This is a genomic window from Enterobacter sp. S-33 (genome assembly GCF_028735835.1).
Taxonomy (GTDB): domain Bacteria; phylum Pseudomonadota; class Gammaproteobacteria; order Enterobacterales; family Enterobacteriaceae; genus Enterobacter; species Enterobacter vonholyi.
In genome coordinates, this window is the sequence record NZ_CP117838.1 from 1,873,984 (window position 1) to 1,890,608 (window position 16,625).

At 56.4% G+C, this 16,625-nt stretch carries 14 protein-coding genes and 1 other RNA gene; 8 read left to right on the plus strand and 7 right to left on the minus strand.

Annotated features, from left to right (window positions below; translation table 11 throughout):
• Position 1 precedes the first annotated feature (1 nt).
• Entirely contained in the window at positions 2 to 2,377 is a 2,376-nt protein-coding gene (locus PUP35_RS08870; protein ID WP_274242835.1) for a glycoside hydrolase family 3 N-terminal domain-containing protein, read from the plus strand.
• Between the two features lie 5 nt (positions 2,378 to 2,382).
• On the opposite strand, the gene rprA is transcribed toward PUP35_RS08870, so the two are convergent.
• Together rprA and ydiK are read right to left on the minus strand one after the other, a co-directional pair.
• Positions 2,383 to 2,490: antisense sRNA RprA (rprA, locus tag PUP35_RS08875), an RNA gene on the minus strand.
• Positions 2,491 to 2,698: 208 nt separating this feature from the next.
• The gene (gene ydiK / locus PUP35_RS08880) at positions 2,699 to 3,814 is read right to left on the minus strand and encodes an AI-2E family transporter YdiK (protein WP_045910283.1); all 1,116 of its coding nucleotides are present in this window, start codon (positions 3,812 to 3,814) and stop codon (positions 2,699 to 2,701) included.
• Positions 3,815 to 4,013: 199 nt separating this feature from the next.
• Between ydiK and ydiJ the strand changes: the two genes are divergently transcribed.
• From ydiJ to PUP35_RS08895, 3 genes are all read left to right on the plus strand, one after another.
• Complete coding sequence (gene ydiJ / locus PUP35_RS08885; RefSeq protein WP_274242840.1) at positions 4,014 to 7,070, plus strand: D-2-hydroxyglutarate dehydrogenase YdiJ; 3,057 nt, start codon at positions 4,014 to 4,016, stop codon at positions 7,068 to 7,070.
• Positions 7,067 to 7,477: a 1,4-dihydroxy-2-naphthoyl-CoA hydrolase gene (gene menI, locus PUP35_RS08890; RefSeq protein WP_023311321.1), complete on the plus strand. Its 411-nt coding sequence runs from the start codon at positions 7,067 to 7,069 to the stop codon at positions 7,475 to 7,477. Before ydiJ ends, menI begins: the two co-directional genes overlap by 4 nt.
• 85 nt (positions 7,478 to 7,562) lie before the next feature.
• Entirely contained in the window at positions 7,563 to 7,757 is a 195-nt protein-coding gene (locus tag PUP35_RS08895; RefSeq protein WP_003857766.1) for a YdiH family protein, read from the plus strand.
• Positions 7,758 to 7,892: 135 nt separating this feature from the next.
• Here PUP35_RS08895 and PUP35_RS08900 read toward each other — a convergent pair whose 3' ends face one another.
• From PUP35_RS08900 to ycgZ, 5 genes are all read right to left on the minus strand, one after another.
• Positions 7,893 to 8,531, minus strand: coding sequence for a winged helix-turn-helix transcriptional regulator (locus PUP35_RS08900; protein WP_274242845.1), 639 nt, complete (start codon positions 8,529 to 8,531; stop codon positions 7,893 to 7,895).
• A 218-nt stretch (positions 8,532 to 8,749) separates the two neighbouring features.
• Positions 8,750 to 10,900: a formate dehydrogenase subunit alpha gene (gene fdhF / locus PUP35_RS08905; protein WP_127730498.1), complete on the minus strand. Its 2,151-nt coding sequence runs from the start codon at positions 10,898 to 10,900 to the stop codon at positions 8,750 to 8,752.
• A gap of 191 nt (positions 10,901 to 11,091) precedes the next feature.
• A complete protein-coding gene (locus PUP35_RS08910; protein WP_023311323.1) occupies positions 11,092 to 11,370 on the minus strand; it encodes a biofilm/acid-resistance regulator YmgB/AriR in 279 nt (92 codons plus the stop codon).
• Positions 11,371 to 11,399: 29 nt separating this feature from the next.
• The gene (locus tag PUP35_RS08915; protein ID WP_271367724.1) at positions 11,400 to 11,720 is read right to left on the minus strand and encodes a hypothetical protein; all 321 of its coding nucleotides are present in this window, start codon (positions 11,718 to 11,720) and stop codon (positions 11,400 to 11,402) included.
• Positions 11,721 to 11,724: 4 nt separating this feature from the next.
• The gene (ycgZ, locus tag PUP35_RS08920) at positions 11,725 to 11,964 is read right to left on the minus strand and encodes a regulatory protein YcgZ (protein ID WP_029739771.1); all 240 of its coding nucleotides are present in this window, start codon (positions 11,962 to 11,964) and stop codon (positions 11,725 to 11,727) included.
• A gap of 337 nt (positions 11,965 to 12,301) precedes the next feature.
• Here ycgZ and PUP35_RS08925 point away from each other — a divergent pair, with 337 nt between their 5' ends.
• The 4 genes from PUP35_RS08925 to sufB all read left to right on the plus strand — a co-directional run bounded on the left by PUP35_RS08925 (position 12,302) and on the right by sufB (position 16,619).
• Complete coding sequence (locus PUP35_RS08925; RefSeq protein ID WP_274242851.1) at positions 12,302 to 13,522, plus strand: diguanylate phosphodiesterase; 1,221 nt, start codon at positions 12,302 to 12,304, stop codon at positions 13,520 to 13,522.
• Positions 13,523 to 13,710: 188 nt separating this feature from the next.
• Positions 13,711 to 14,439, plus strand: coding sequence for a MerR family transcriptional regulator (locus tag PUP35_RS08930; RefSeq protein WP_115874844.1), 729 nt, complete (start codon positions 13,711 to 13,713; stop codon positions 14,437 to 14,439).
• Between the two features lie 312 nt (positions 14,440 to 14,751).
• Positions 14,752 to 15,120, plus strand: a complete 369-nt coding sequence (gene sufA, locus PUP35_RS08935; RefSeq protein WP_008500631.1) for a Fe-S cluster assembly scaffold SufA — start codon at positions 14,752 to 14,754, stop codon at positions 15,118 to 15,120.
• A gap of 8 nt (positions 15,121 to 15,128) precedes the next feature.
• Positions 15,129 to 16,619 carry a Fe-S cluster assembly protein SufB gene (sufB, locus tag PUP35_RS08940; protein WP_111965634.1) on the plus strand — a complete coding sequence of 497 codons (1,491 nt, stop codon included), beginning with the start codon at positions 15,129 to 15,131 and terminating at the stop codon, positions 16,617 to 16,619.
• Positions 16,620 to 16,625 lie beyond the last annotated feature (6 nt).

Sequence of the window (16,625 nt, forward strand, 5' to 3'; positions counted from 1 at the left end):
CATGACAGATATCTATAAGGACGCGGGACGTCCCGTGCACGAGCGCGTCGCCGATTTACTGGCGCGTATGACCCCGGAAGAGAAGTTCGCCCAGATGCATGCCTACTGGCTGATCCTCGATGAAAACGGCAACCACCGCGAACGCAGCGACCTCAGCGATGAATTCGCCGGCGTGAGCGAGCAGGCAGCGCTGAGTGAACGGCTAAAGCTGGGCGTCGGGCAGATCACCCGTCCGCTCGGTACCCATATCGTTGACGCGAAAACCGGCGTGCGCGCCGCGAACCGCCTGCAGCGCATGATGGTGGAGGAGACGCGTCTCGGCATTCCGGCCTTGTTCCATGAAGAGTGCCTGGTGGGGCTGCTGTGCAAAGACGCTACGCTGTTCCCGTCGTCGCTTAACTACGGCTCCACCTGGGACCCTGAACTGGTACAGCGTGCGGCAGAGCAGATCGGTAAAGAGGCGCGGTCCGTCGGCTGTCAGCAGGGGCTGGCGCCGGTGCTGGACGTTTCCCGCGACGTGCGCTGGGGGCGAACCGAAGAGACCTTCGGGGAAGATCCCTGGCTGGTGGGGGTGATGGCAACCGCCTGGGTGAAAGGATTGCAGGGCGATAATCGCGACCTGCTGGCGACGCTCAAGCACTACGTGGGCCACTCGTTCAGCGAAGGGGCGCGCAACCACGCGCCGGTACACCTGGGGTTCAGCGAGCTGAATGACACCTTCCTGCTGCCGTTTGAAATGGCGGTGAAGCTGGCCAATGCCGGGTCGGTGATGCCCGCCTATCACGATATCGACAATCAGCCGGGGCACAGCGACAGCTTCCTGCTGACTACCGTCCTGCGCGAACAGTGGGGATTCGACGGGATTATTGTCGCGGACTACGGCGGCATCAGCCTGCTGCACCAGCATCACGGGATTTCCCACGATGCGGCGGAATCCGCCGCGCTGGCGTACAACGCGGGGCTGGACGTTGAGCTGCCGAAAGACGACTGCGCGCGGCATCTGGCAGACGCCGTTGAGCGCGGGCTGATCTCTATGGCGAAAGTGGATGAGATCGTGGCGCGCGTGCTGACGGAAAAATTCCGTCTGGGGCTGTTTGAAAACCCGTACGCGGATGAGAACGGTATCGATCTGCAAAACGACATGACCCGCCAGGTCGCGCGGGAGGTGGCGACGAAATCGCTCACGCTGCTGGAAAATAACGGTATTTTACCGCTCGGCGGTAAGCCCCGCGTGGCGGTGGTGGGGCCGACGGCAGACGATCCGCTGGCGTTACTCAGCGGCTACAGCTTCCCGGTGCATCTGATCATCAGCGATATGGTTGAAGAGACCTCGCAGGTGACGACCCCGCGCGCGGCCCTGGAACACTACCTCGGCGCGTCGCAGGTCCGTTACGCCAAAGGGTGTCACATTATCGAGAAACGGATGGCGGGTGCGCCGGTCTTCCCGGGCGACAGCGGCGGCAAACCGATGCAGCAGTCGCCGGTCTCGCAAAGTACCGCCCTGATCCCCGAGGCCGTGAACGCCGCCCAGGAGAGTGACGTGGTGGTGGCTTGCGTGGGCGATCTTGCCGGGCTGTTCCAGAGCGGCACCGTGGGGGAAGGTTCCGATACCGATTCCCTGAACCTCCCTGGCGTGCAGCAACAGCTGCTGGAAGCGCTGGTGGCGACGGGCAAACCGGTGATCGTCGTGATGACCGGCGGGCGCCCGTACAACCTTCAGGGGCTGGAGGATAAGGTCGCGGCGCTGCTGGTGGCGTGGGCGCCGGGGCAGGAAGGGGGCTGGGCGATTGCGGACGTGCTAACGGGACGCGCAGAGCCGCAGGGGCGTCTGGTGGTGAGCGTGCCGAAAAGCGCCGGGGCCATGCCGTATTACTACAATCACAAGCTCAAAAGCGGCGGCACGCCGTTTGCGTTCCACTTCGGTTCACGTTATCCGTTTGGCTTCGGCCTCGGCTGGACGACCTTTAGATGGGGCGCAGCCCGCCTCGCCGAAAGCAGCGTGCCGGTTGACGGCGAGGTGACGCTGAGCGTAGATATCGCCAATACCGGGGAACGCAGCGGCAGCGAGGTGGTGCAGGTTTACGTCAGGGATAAGGTCGCCACCCAGGTACGGCCGCTTCAGGAGCTGAAGGCGTTCCAGCGCGTCACGCTCTCGCCGGGCGAATCCGCCACGCTCAGCTTTACGCTACCGGTTGAGATGTTCAACTTTACCCGCCGGGACGGGAAGCGCATCGTTGAGCCGGGCGAGTTTGAACTGCAGGTTGGCGCATCGTCGGCGGATATCCGCGAGGCGGTGACGGTCAATGTGTCCGGGGAAACGCGGGTGCTGCCAGCGGAGTGGCGGATGCTCAGTGCCTGTGAGATTAAGCGCGCGTAGTCAGGATAAAAAAAAGCCCATCGTGGGAGATGGGCAAAGACTACACACAGCAATTCGTTGTTTCACTCAGGGGATTTCCATGCTTATAAATCAAGGTGTTGATTTATAACCGTGTGCTAATAGTAGGCATGTCATCTTTGAGCGTCGATCGGATTCGTCTCAATAGTTAAAGAGACGTAAAGATTTCTTGAGGTTAAGAGCAGAATGAGTGCATGAATAGCGGGTCTGACCAGTGTGCAACGAATAAATACTTTAGCAGCGTTAAAGTATTGTGAGGGGGAATGTAGGCCGGGTGCGCGTTAGCGCCACCCGGCATAAAACTTAATGCGTGTTTTTCTCTTCCAGCTCTTCCAGTTCGCTCAGGATCACGTCCGGGTCGGTTCCCGGCGGCGGAATTTCATGCACCCAGGCGGAGAACAGACGCCATGTGACGGCGAGCAGCACCGGGCCAATAAACAGGCCGATCATGCCAAAGGCAATCAGTCCGCCAATGACTCCGGAGAGGATCAGGATCAGCGGCAGGTCTGCACCCATGCGGATGAGGATCGGACGAATGACGTTATCCATGGTGCCGACCACGCAGCTCCAGACCAGCAGCACCGTTCCCCACGTGGTGTCACCCGTCCAGTAGAGCCAGATAATACTAGGGACCAGCACCAGCAGCGGTCCCAGTTGCGCAAGACAGGTCATCAGCATGACAACGGTGAACACGGTGGCGTACGGTACGCCGGAAATCGCCAGACCGATACCGCCCAGCACCGCCTGCACCAGCGCGGTCACCACCACGCCCAGCGCAACCGCGCGCACGGCCTGCGCAGCCAGCAGTACCGCAGCGTCACCGCGTTTGCCCGCCAGGCGGGTGGCGAAGTGACGAACGCCTAATGCCACCTGCTCGCCGCGCCAGTAGAGCAGGGCGCTGAAGAGCAGCATCAGGGTACAGTGCATCATAAAGCGGCCGATATGCGCCGCCTGACCCACAAACCAGGTGGTGGTAGTGCCAATATACGGGCGGACTTTTGCCATCAGCGCGCTGCCGCCCATCTCCAGCAGGCTATGCCAGCCGCTGTAGAGCTTGGCGCCCACCACCGGAATGCTGTTCAGCCAGGCGAGATCCGGCAGCGTCAGGTCACCGCTGCTAATGGCGCGAATAACGGGGCCGCTGGAATCCACCAGGCTATTGACCAGCAGAGCAATCGGAATAATAAACAGCAGGAACAGCAGGAGCGTCATGACCAGCACGGCTAACCCGCGGCGGCCGAACAGCAGCTTCTGCAAGCGCAGCAGCAAAGGCCACGTGGCAACGACAACGGTCGCAGCCCACGCGAAGCCGAGAATAAAGGGTTGAACAATCCACAGACACGCAATAATCATGAGGGCCAGAAACAGCACCGACAGCAAAATTTGCGCAACATCCCTGGGCTGGCGAAGATTGACCATAAATGAAACTTTCCTTAAAAGAACGCCAGTACAACTGGCGGGAACGGAAAACCGCGTCTCTTTAATCATTAATGATCTCAGCGGTTTTTGACAGGCGGATTTTGCCTGTAATTCAGCAGAGATTATAAGAAAAAAATGTGATAAAACTTTTAAGATACACGCAAACGATTTCATACAACTCTAATTAGGGTCGACAGTCATGATCCCACAGATTTCTCAGGCACCTGGCGTCGTTCAGCTGGTGCTTAATTTTTTGCAAGCACTGGAGCAACAGGGTTTTACAGGTGATACCGCCACGAACTATGCCGACAGGCTGACGATGGCGACCGATAACAGTATTTACCAGCTTCTTCCCGATGCGGTGGTTTTCCCTCGTTCCACGGCCGACGTCGCGCTTATCGCCCGGCTGGCAACGCAGGAGCGCTTTGCCTCGCTGGTCTTTACGCCGCGCGGCGGCGGCACCGGGACCAACGGTCAGGCGCTGAACCAGGGCATCATTGTTGATATGTCGCGCTATATGAACCGTATCATTGAAATAAACCCGGAAGAGGGGTGGGTGCGGGTCGAAGCGGGCGTTATCAAAGATCAGCTTAACCAGTACCTCAAGCCTTACGGTTACTTTTTTGCCCCGGAGCTTTCCACCAGTAACCGCGCGACCCTCGGCGGGATGATCAACACGGATGCCTCCGGTCAGGGCTCGCTGGTCTACGGCAAAACCTCCGATCACGTGCTGGGTGTGCGTGCCGTTCTGCTGGGCGGCGATATTCTCGATACGCAGCCGATGCCGGTCGAACTGGCGGAAACGCTGGGCAAAGATAACACCGCCAGCGGACGCATCTATCGTACCGTGCTGGAGCGCTGCCGCGACAACCGCCAGCTTATTCTCGATAAGTTCCCCAAACTGAACCGCTTCCTGACCGGGTACGACCTGCGTCACGTCTTTAACGACGACCTGACCCAGTTCGATTTAACCCGCGTGCTGACCGGTTCCGAAGGGACGCTGGCGTTTATCACCGAGGCGCGGCTGGATATCACCCGCCTGCCGAAGGTGCGTCGGCTGGTGAACGTCAAATATGACTCCTTCGACTCTGCGCTGCGCAATGCGCCGTTTATGGTGCAAGCTAAAGCGCTCTCGGTGGAAACGGTCGACTCCAAAGTGCTCAACCTGGCCCGGGAGGATATTGTCTGGCACTCCGTCAGCGATCTCATTACCGACGTGCCGGATAAAGAGATGCTCGGCCTCAATATCGTGGAATTTGCCGGCGACGACGCGGAGCTGATTGAGCGCCAGGTCACCACGCTCTGCCAGCGGCTGGATGAGCTGATTGCGCAGGGCGAAGGCGGCGTGATCGGCTGGCAGCTCTGTAACGATCTGGCCGGTATTGAGCGTATCTATGCGATGCGTAAAAAAGCCGTGGGCCTGCTCGGCAATGCGAAAGGGGCGGCGAAGCCGATTCCCTTTGCCGAAGATACCTGCGTGCCGCCTGAGCATCTGGCGGATTATATCGTCGAGTTTCGCGCCCTGCTGGACAGCCACGGCCTGAGCTATGGCATGTTCGGCCACGTCGACGCCGGGGTACTGCACGTGCGTCCGGCGCTGGATATGTGCGACCCGCAGCAGGAGATCCTGATGAAGCAGATCTCCGACGACGTGGTGGCCTTAACCGCTAAATACGGCGGCCTGCTGTGGGGTGAGCACGGGAAAGGGTTCCGCGCGGAATACAGCCCGGCATTCTTCGGCGAACAGCTCTACGCGGAGCTGCGCAAGGTGAAGGCGGCGTTTGACCCGCATAACCGCCTCAACCCGGGAAAAATCTGCCCGCCTGAAGGCGTGGACGCGCCAATGCTGCAGGTGGATGCCGTTAAGCGCGGCACGTACGACAGACAGATCCCGATTGCGGTGCGCTCCTCCTGGCGCGGCGCGATGGAGTGTAACGGCAACGGACTGTGCTTTAACTTTGATGTGAAAAGCCCGATGTGTCCGTCGATGAAAATCACCAGCGACCGCATCCACTCGCCGAAAGGGCGGGCGACGCTGGTGCGGGAATGGCTGCGTCTGCTGGCCGATCGCGGGGTCGATCCGCTCAGGCTGGAGCAGCAGCTCCCGGAAAAACGGGCCAGCCTGCGCTCGCTGATTGAGCGCACCCGCAACAGCTGGCATGCCAATAAGGGCGAGTATGATTTCTCACATGAGGTGAAAGAGGCGATGTCCGGCTGTCTGGCCTGTAAAGCCTGCTCCACCCAGTGCCCGATTAAAATCGACGTGCCGGAATTCCGCTCGCGCTTCCTGCAGCTGTATCATACCCGCTACCTCCGCCCGGTGCGCGACCATCTGGTGGCAACGGTAGAAAGCTACGCGCCGCTGATGGCGCGCGCGCCGAAGACCTTTAACTTCTTTATCAACCAGCCGCTGGTGCGCAAGCTCTCCGAAAAACATATCGGTATGATCGATCTGCCGCTGCTGTCGGTGCCGTCTCTGCAGCGCCAGCTCGTCGATCACCGCTCGGCGAACATGACCCTGGAGCAGCTGGAGGCACTCACGCCTGAGCAAAAAGCGAAGATGGTGCTGGTGGTGCAGGATCCGTTTACCAGCTACTACGATGCGCAGGTGGTCGCGGATTTCATCCGCCTGTCGGAAAAGCTAGGGTATCAGCCGGTGGTTCTGCCGTTCTCACCCAACGGCAAGGCGCAGCACATCAAGGGCTTCCTGACGCGCTTTGCAAAGACCGCGCAGAAAACGGCTGACTTCTTAAACCGCGTGGCGCAACTCGGGATACCGATGGTCGGCGTCGATCCGGCGCTGGTGCTTTGCTATCGCGATGAATATAAGCAGACGCTCGGCGACAAGCGCGGTGATTTCAACGTGATGCTGGTGCACGAGTGGCTGCCGGTGGCGCTGGAAAATAAGGCGGTTCAGGATGTCAGCGGGGAACCATGGTATCTGTTCGGACACTGCACGGAAGTCACCGCGCTGCCGGGCTCGCCCGCGCAGTGGGCGTCCGTCTTTGCCCGGTTCGGCGCGAAGCTGGAGAGCGTCAGCGTAGGCTGCTGTGGAATGGCCGGCACCTACGGACACGAAGTGAAAAATCACGCCAACTCGCTCGGCATCTATGAGCTGTCCTGGCATCAGGCGATGCAGCGTTTACCGCGAAACCGCTGTCTGGCGACGGGCTACTCCTGTCGTAGCCAGGTGAAGCGAGTAGAAGGTAACGGCGTACGTCACCCATTGCAGGCTTTACTGGAGATAATTGGATGATCTGGAAACGTGCCGTGACGCTGCAGGCGCTGAACGCCATGGGCGAGGGGAATATGGTGGGGCTGCTGGATATCCAGTTCATCCGCATTGGCGACGATGAGATTGAAGCCACCATGCCCGTCGATAGTCGCACCCATCAGCCGTTTGGTTTATTGCACGGCGGAGCGTCCGTCGTGCTGGCCGAAACGCTGGGCTCGGTGGCGGGCTATCTCTGTACCGAAGGGGAGCAGAAGGTTGTCGGACTCGAGGTGAATGCTAACCATATCCGTTCGGTGCGCAGCGGGCGCGTGCGCGGTGTATGCCGCGCGCTGCACGCCGGTAGCCGCCATCAGGTGTGGCAGATAGATATTCTCGATGAGCAGGATCGCCTGTGCTGCTCGTCGCGGCTGACCACGGCGGTTGTGTAAAGTTTTCAGATGTTTTGCCTTTGGTCAAAAACTAGCCAGATGGTTGTGATATACTGGTCAGGTTTTGTACATAAGCGAGGACATCATGGATACTGAAATAACCCCAACGCAGCTGGCAATTGAATATTTACGTCGCGATAAGAGCAACCTGTCTCCGGCGCAGTACCTGAAAAAGCTGAAACAGCTTGAGCTGGAATTTACAGATTTGCTGGCGCTCTCTTCGAATGAACTAAAAGAAGAGATCTATTTTGCCTGGCGGTTGGGCGTTCACGTCCATTGAGTACATGAGAATAAAAGGGCCGCGAGTGCGGCCTTTTTTGTGTCTGAAATTCAGTATCGGGCAACTCGTTGTTATAGGACGGCTACAGTGTCCGGGTCAGATCATTTTCTGCCCGGCCATCACCAGCCGGTGAGATTAAAATCTTTCAGGCAATTTCCCCATATTGATTAGCACACCTCTTTCAACTTCGATATAACCCCCTTCTTTTAAAGCTGAAAGAATACGCATGACGCCGCTACGGGACAGGTGGGTTTTATCCCGGATATACCTTTCTGCAGTAATGTTCTGCCTGAATGATTCTTCTTCGTTTGAGAGTGCATAAAGCTGGGCGCGGACAATATTGTATGCGGAAGGTCCGGTTATATCTTCGTAGCTATGAAATAGCTTACCTGCAAGGCCCATCAGGTGATAAGCCAGCGGCTCCCATAACTCATGATGCTTGATAATGTCATAAACAGTATCCATTTTAAGGGTTACGATCTCACAGTGATTAAAGGTTTTGATGTAACCGAACATCTGAGCGTAATGCAGATTACTGAGACCGAGCAAAGCGGGCGCCTTAACCGTTGCCATGGCTAAATCGTCGTTGCTGCGGTGAATCATGACGCGCCCGTTGAGGAGGATATAACAGAGGCGTTCGTCGCCAGCTACATAATTTAATCGACGGCGGGGGAGCACTTTCTTCAGATTTGCACCCTGTTTTAGATAATCGATCAGCAGTTGTGTGGATGAAGAACAATCGAATATTAACGTCTGGGACATCTCATCAGCCATGTGCACGCCTATCCATTAAACCTGTCAATAGTGATGCGGTTCAGTATAGCGTGGATCCTGCTGAGTCTGTTTCAAGCAGCCCTGCTGCTAAGTATTTCAGCGGCACGGCGGATATGCAGGATGTCACGGCATGAAAAAACAAAGTATTTCGAAATGCTGGAGATAGTGAGAGATGCGTTAACTATTACCGGGTACGCATAGCGCACCCGGCATTTTCCTCAGACGTTCGCCGCACTCATCAACCGAGACTTCATGGACTGATATGCAGACGCTGCATAGTCCTCCGCCCAACGCTGATCCTCTATCGCCTCCAGCTGCACCGCGCAGTACTTCGTTTCCGGCGTTTTGGAGATGGGATCGAGGTTATCCTGTGTCAGCTCGTTGCAGGCGCCAATCCACCACTGATAGGTCATGTAAACGGCTCCGGTGTTGATACGCTCGCTGATGCTGGCGCGGGTAATCACTTTGCCGCGGCGTGAACGTACCCAGACCAGCTGCCCGTCAGTAATGCCCAGCTTTTCTGCATCGGCAGGGTTCATTTGCACCCGGCCCGGCTCGTCGGCCAGGCTTTGCAGCGCGGCGCAGTTCCCGGTCATGGAGCGACAGGAATAATGTCCCACCTCGCGTACCGTACACAGCACCAGCGGGAAATCTGCATCCGGGGTTTCAGCCGGCGCGCGCCACGGTGCGGCAAAGAGTTGCCCTTTACCGCTCGGGGTGTCGAACTGATTGTCTTTGTACAGGTACGGCGTGCCGGGGTGATCCAGCGTCGGGCACGGCCACTGCACGTGGCCCATCTCGCCCATTTTTTCATACGTCACGCCGTAGAAAAGCGGGCACAGCTCGCGCATCTCATCCCAGATCTGCTGGTTGGAGTCATAATGCATCGGGTAGCCCATCTCGGTGGCGAGCAGGCTGATGATTTCCCAGTCGCGCTTCACGTTGCCGCTGGCCTCGATGGCTTTGCCAAAACGCTGGAAGCCGCGATCGGCACAGGTAAAGACGCCGCCGTGCTCACCCCAGGATGTGGCCGGGAGCAGAACGTCCGCCACCTCTGCCGTTTTGGTCATAAAGATGTCCTGAACCACAACAAAGTCGAGCGCCTCAAAACCGCTGCGCACCAGGCCGAGATCGGCTTCGGTCTGAAGCGGATCCTCCCCCATGATGTAGTAGGCCTTTACCTTGCCTTCCAGCGCCAGGTGGGGCACCTCGGTAATGCGCGTCCCGACCCGATCGTCCATTTTGTTGACGTCAATCCCCCAGGCATCGGCGAACTTCTGCCTGACCGCAGGATCGGTAACGTCCTGATAGCCGGGGAACATATTCGGCAGAACGCCCATGTCGCAGGCGCCCTGGACGTTGTTTTGACCGCGTACCGGCCCGACGCCGACGGCAGGGCGGCCGAGGTTGCCGGTCAGCAGCGCCAGGCTGGAAAGCCCTTTGACCACATCAACGGCCTGACCAAACTGGGTCACGCCCATCCCCCACATCACGGTAGCGGAAGGGGCCGCCGCGAAGGTCCGCATCGCCTGGCGGACGTCACGGGCGGGGATGCCGGTGATATGTTCGACCTTCTCCGGCGCATAGTCTTTTACCGTTTGTCGGTAGGCCTCAAGCCCTTCCGTAAAGCGCGCCACGTAGCTTTTGTCATACAGCTCCTCTTCCAGCAACACATAGCCAAAGGCGTTAACCAGCGCCATGTTGCTGCCGTTTTTCAGCTGCAGATGTTGGTCGGCAATGCGTGCCGTTTCAATGCGCCGCGGATCGCAGACGATAATTTTTGCGCCGTTCTCACGGGCTTTCAGCACGCGGCGCGCAACGATAGGGTGGGAGTCCGCGCAGTTATAGCCAAACACCAGCAGGCATTTTGAGTTTTCAATATCATTGATTGAGTTGCTCATTGCGCCATTGCCGAGCGTTTCCTGTAAACCGGCGACGGACGGGCCATGACAGACGCGCGCACAGCAGTCCACATTGTTGGTGTTCAGCACCGCGCGGGCAAATTTCTGCATCACGTAGTTGGTTTCATTGCCGGTGCCGCGAGAGGAACCGGTGGTCATGATCGACCGCGGCCCGTGCTGCGCTTTAATACTGCTGAGCCTGTGGGCGGTGTAGCGGATCGCCTCTTCCCAGGTAACGGGGGTGAATGCTTCGCCTTTGCGGTAGCGGATCATGGGCTGGGTGAGGCGAGGGGTGAGCAGACGGGTATCGTTGAGGAAGTCCCAGCCGTAAAAGCCTTTCAGACATAGGGTGCCCTGGTTTGTGACGCCCTCTGCCGCTTCGGCACGGATGATACGGTTATTTTCAACGACAAGGTTCAATTTACAGCCTGCACCGCAGTACGGGCAGACGCTGGCGATCTTTTTCATCAATAACAGACCTGTTAAGAAATGAAGCAAAGTTGACTGGAAAACCCAGTCCCGTATGCAGAGGTAAGCAGGAAGCGTGCCAGGTTGTCTTTGCGTGTATTATAGGGAGTTATACGGGGAGGGCACGTGTCATCGTCAAGCTGTTCGTCAGTTTTGACGATGACACGTCAGGAGGCGCGGCGAGCTGGAACTTAGAGATCGTCCATCGTGTAACCCACCACGATTTCCAGCGTCTTGCGAATCACATCCGCCTGAACCACGTCGTGAGTGGCTTCCAGCGTCTGAATGAGCCAGAGGATGATCGCCTTATTAGACAGATGCCCCTCGGAGGCCAGAACACAGCGTACTGCAGTAGAAAAAACAGCGGACTCTTCAGCAAAACGATCGCCTGCGTGACGGAAGTATTCCGACAGCGCACTGTCTAAAAAAGCAGAGTGGTATTCGGGTTGAAGCTGAATATTTTGTCTCATTTGTTCTCACCGTAGCTGTAAAATTGCAGTCAATGTATTTTTTTGGGGTCGGACGGTTTTCCACTTCCAAATAACGGCACTACATTGTCTCTGTTATCGTTGAGAGGTCCCTCTCTTTTCGTTCGTCCTTGCGCGGTTCTGCGACGTGTAAAGGCGATGCTGTTTGAGCCAATTTCGGCAATCACCGCCTCAAGTGTCTCCCGCCGCCGGGGATCCTTTTCATGTTCTTTCATGCTCCGCAGACGCTGCAGCAAGCCTTCGGTTGTCACTGGCCCCCGCTCTTTCAGAAGAGAAAGAACGGCTTCACCGATAAGCGTGTCAATCAGTCGGTCTGCGTCACTGCTATTCATAACCTTACCGTTCGAAGAGCAGACCAAGCAGCATGTGGTAATGCTCTTCCTCTTCTGGCCCATCGGCTCTTTCGAGACGGCTGAGCAGTTTGGTACAGAGCGATTTGCGATTGAGGTTTCGCCCGTCGCTGAGGATTTCGACAACTACCTGGCCCAGCGTCTCTTGTTGAGTAGGTAGGGCGGCCTTTTCGAAGTACTGTGCGATCGCTGCTGCGGAATCTGTGGCGTAACCTTTCTGCTGCATGTTTCGCTCCTGTAAAATTTTGTAATCACTAACGTTACAATTAAGGTATACACAATTCCTAAATCTGTACATATGAAATGTACAAATTTTTAATATTTTTATGATATATTTTATAAAATTCTTTATTTTCAGTGAGTTGGCTGACTGGCATGAACCGATAATGTTACAGGATATATTGTACAAAAAGGTCTGACACTGGTAAGTTGTACAGCGCAGAAAAATGTTTCATTAACTGCCGTAAATGATTGAGATGTAAATTATTTGTCAGGCAATGAATGTGCTATAAATGATACTTATCCACCTTTTTTGTGGCCAAAACCCTAACCCCAGGAATCGCATGCTCACAACCATCATTTACCGCAGCCATATCTGCGAGGACGTTCCAGTGAAAGCGCTGGAAGCCATGGTCGCTGCAGCAAATAGTAAAAACCGGCAATCCAACGTCACGGGGATCCTGCTGTTTAACGGCACTCATTTTTTTCAGCTGCTTGAAGGGCCAGTGGAACACGTCTCTGCTATCTATGAGCAGATCTGCAACGATCCGCGCCACCATAACGTGGTGGAGCTGATGCGCGATCACGGACCTGTCCGGCGTTTTGGCAACGTGGGCATGGAGCTTTTTGATTTGCGCAACTTCGACAGGGACGAAGTGCTGCAGCAGGTGCTCAACAGGGGGACGACACGCTATCAGCTGACGTATAACGACCGCCCGCTGCAGTTTTTCCGCACCTTTGTCGAGGCCACGGAAAAAGCGAACTATTTTGAACTGCCGCCTGCGGATTCCTGGGAGTTCGTTCGCGAGGAAACGCGTTTGTCTGCACAGCCCGAGGTGGTCGCGAAAGGGGCGGATTGCAGCTTTGCGTTCCAGCCGATAGTCGATCCGTTTATGCAGCAGGTCGTCTCCTGGGAGGCGCTTCTCCGCACGCCTGACGGCGGCGCTCCGGGAGATTACTTTGCCAATCTGCCGCGTGACGAGGTGTACGCCTCTGATCTACACAGCAAGCAGGTGGCGCTGTCCATGGCCAGCGCGCTGGGGCTCCAGGACCAGACGTTATCCCTCAACCTGCGGCCCATGACGCTGGTCAACATTCCCAACGCCGTGGATTTCCTGCTCACCGCGATTGAAGCCAATGGGTTTGTACCCGAGCAAATTGTGGTGGAGTTCACCGAGAGCGAAGCCATTTCCCGTTTTGATGACTTCACGGACTCGGTCAGGCAGTTAAAAAGCGCGGGTATCAGCGTGACGATCGATCACTTTGGCGCCGGTTTTGCCGGGCTACAGCTGCTAGCGCAGTTCCAGCCGGACAGAATTAAGATTAATCGCGATCTGGTGGCGAACGTGCATAAAAGTGGTCCCCGACAGGCCATTATTCAGGCGATTATCAAATGCTGTTCCTCGCTTGAGATCCAGTTCTGCGCGGTAGGAGTAGAGAAGGCTGAAGAGTGGATGTGGCTGGAGTCCGCGGGTATTTCCCAGTTCCAGGGACATCTTTTTGCCAGCCCGCGACACGGCGGTATTCCGGCTATAGCGTGGCCGGAGAAAAAATTCGAGTTCTGATAAAGCTGTACACAATCGGACAGAGTTAGCTGTACGAACGGCAAATTTTATACAACAATGTATTAACAGGTGAACGGAGGAGCAGCCCGTTCACCCGTTCAAAATGCGGTCTTAGTTATACAAATGGTGTGTACAATCTGATAAGGTTGGTGCAGTTAGGTATGGAAGTTCTGAGCGTGAGGGAGTTAATGGCCTATTACAGTATCGGCGAAGTGGCCGAACGATGCGGTATCAACCCCGTTACGCTGCGTGCCTGGCAGCGCCGTTATGGATTGTTGAAGCCGCAGCGCAGCGAAGGGGGCCATCGTCAGTTTGACGATGAAGATATCCTGCGTATTGAAGAGATCAAACGCCTGATGAAAAGCGGCGTCTCGGTCGGAAAAGTTAAAGCCTTGCTGGAAAACAAAGAAGTATTGACTCAGGGCAACTGGGTCTCGTACCAGGAAGAGATGATGACCGTTCTGCGCTATGCCAGCCCGGCAAAGCTGCGCGCCAAAATCGGCGAATTCCGCCGCGATCACGCGATAGATGCGTTGATTGACAATATTCTCTCTCCCGTCCGGCAGCGCATGAATCAGGATCAAAACACCGTGCGTCACATGGCGAGCCTGTTTGACGGCGTCCTGATCGAATTCGCGATAGCAAGCCTGGCGGAATCCCGCAAAAAAGCCGGTAAAGACGCGCTTCTTATTGGCTGGGAATGCGATGACCGCACCCACCTGTGGCTGGAAGCCGCGCGCTTATCGCAGAAGGGCTGGCACATAGACGTCCTGGCGGAACCTATTGATTCGCCGCGTCCTGAACTTTTCCCGGGGCAAAAAATCTTCGTCTGGACGGGGAAATCCCCAACGCCTCGCCAGCAGGAACAGCTCGACCACTGGCGTGAACAGGGGTTTGCTGTCTCATTTCATCACTGAGTGTAAGAGGCCTTGAGGGCCTTTTTTGTTTTTATCACTTTCTGCGCAAAAGCTATCTCAAAAATAGGCATTTCCGATGCATATTTTACTTTTCTCCTCTGCGTTATAAACGCTGCGATGAAATGCATTATTAATCAATGCATTGAACAAATACATCCATCCTGACTGCATCCTCTCACAGGGTCTATGCTTAATAAAAGTAGGCAAAAAGGGCGGTTAAGCCGAATGCCCCTGCTGACAGAGGGTTGAAGTGATAATCGTTATCACTAACATGGTGTTATGCCCTGATGGCTTATCAGATGAGGTGGACCTATGGAACTGCATTCAGAAACCTTTAATCCTGCCGATTTCGCCTGGCGCGGGTTAACGCTCACGCCGGCGGCGGCGGCACATATTCACGAGCTGGTGGCGAAAAAGCCCGAGATCCTCGGCGTGCGTTTGGGTGTCAAACAGACAGGTTGCGCAGGTTTCGGCTACGTGCTCGATACCGTCACCGAACCCGAAAAAGATGACCTGGTGTTCGAGACTGACGGTGCGAAATTGTATGTGGCGCTGCAGGCAATGCCGTTTATTGACGGCACCGAAGTGGACTACGTCCGCGAGGGCTTAAACCAGTTATTCAAATTTCATAACCCGAAAGCCCAGAACGAATGCGGCTGCGGCGAAAGCTTTGGGGTATAGGCGGTACTATGTCTCGTAATACTGAAGCAACGAGTGAAGTAAATACCTGGAGCGGTGGGCACCTCAACTATAAAGAGGGGTTCTTCACCCAGCTGCAGACCGATGAGCTGGCAAAAGGCATTAACGAAGATGTCGTGCGGGCGATCTCGGCGAAACGTAACGAGCCCGAGTGGATGCTGGAGTTTCGTCTGAGCGCATTCCGCGCCTGGCTGGAGATGGAAGAGCCGCACTGGCTGAAAGCGCATTATGACAAGCTGAACTATCAGGACTATAGCTACTACTCCGCGCCCTCATGCGGTAGCTGCGACGACACCTGCGCCTCACAGCCCGGCGCGGTGCAGCAAACCGGCGCGGAAAACAGCTTCCTCAGCAAAGAGGTTGAAGAAGCCTTTAACCAGCTGGGCGTGCCCGTGCGTGAGGGGAAAGAGGTGGCGGTGGACGCCATTTTCGACTCCGTCTCGGTGGCAACCACCTACCGCGAGAAGCTGGCAGAGCAGGGGATCATTTTCTGCTCCTTTGGCGAAGCGATTCACGATCATCCGGAACTGGTGAAAAAGTACATCGGGACCGTGGTGCCCTCTAACGACAACTTCTTTGCGGCGCTCAACGCGGCGGTAGCCTCGGACGGCACCTTTATTTACGTGCCGAAAGGCGTGCGCTGTCCGATGGAGCTCTCGACCTATTTCCGCATCAATGCCGAAAAAACCGGTCAGTTCGAACGTACGATTCTGGTCGCGGATGAAGGCAGCTACGTCAGCTACATCGAAGGATGCTCGGCCCCGGTCCGCGACAGCTATCAGCTGCACGCGGCGGTGGTGGAGGTCATTATCCATAAAGACGCCGAGGTGAAATACTCGACGGTGCAAAACTGGTTCCCGGGCGACGGCAATACCGGCGGCATCCTGAACTTCGTAACCAAGCGTGCGCTGTGCGAAGGCGAAAACAGCAAGATGTCGTGGACCCAGTCCGAAACCGGCTCGGCCATCACCTGGAAATACCCGAGCTGTATCCTGCGCGGCGATAACTCCATAGGCGAGTTTTACTCGGTGGCGCTCACCAGCGGCCATCAGCAGGCGGACACCGGCACCAAGATGATTCACATTGGTAAAAACACCAGGTCAACCATCATCTCGAAAGGGATCTCTGCCGGGCACAGCCAGAACAGCTATCGCGGGCTGGTGAAAATCATGCCGACGGCCACCAATGCACGAAACTTTACCCAGTGTGACTCGATGCTGATTGGCGCAGACTGCGGGGCGCATACCTTCCCCTACGTTGAGTGCCGCAACAATACGGCCCAGCTTGAGCACGAGGCGACGACGTCACGGATTGGGGAAGATCAGCTCTTCTACTGCCTGCAGCGCGGGATCAGCGAAGAAGACGCCATCTCGATGATCGTTAACGGCTTCTGTAAGGACGTGTTCTCTGAACTGCCGCTGGAATTTGCCGTTGAAGCCCAGAAACTCCTCGCCATTAGTCTTGAACACAGCGTCGGTTAAGGAAAG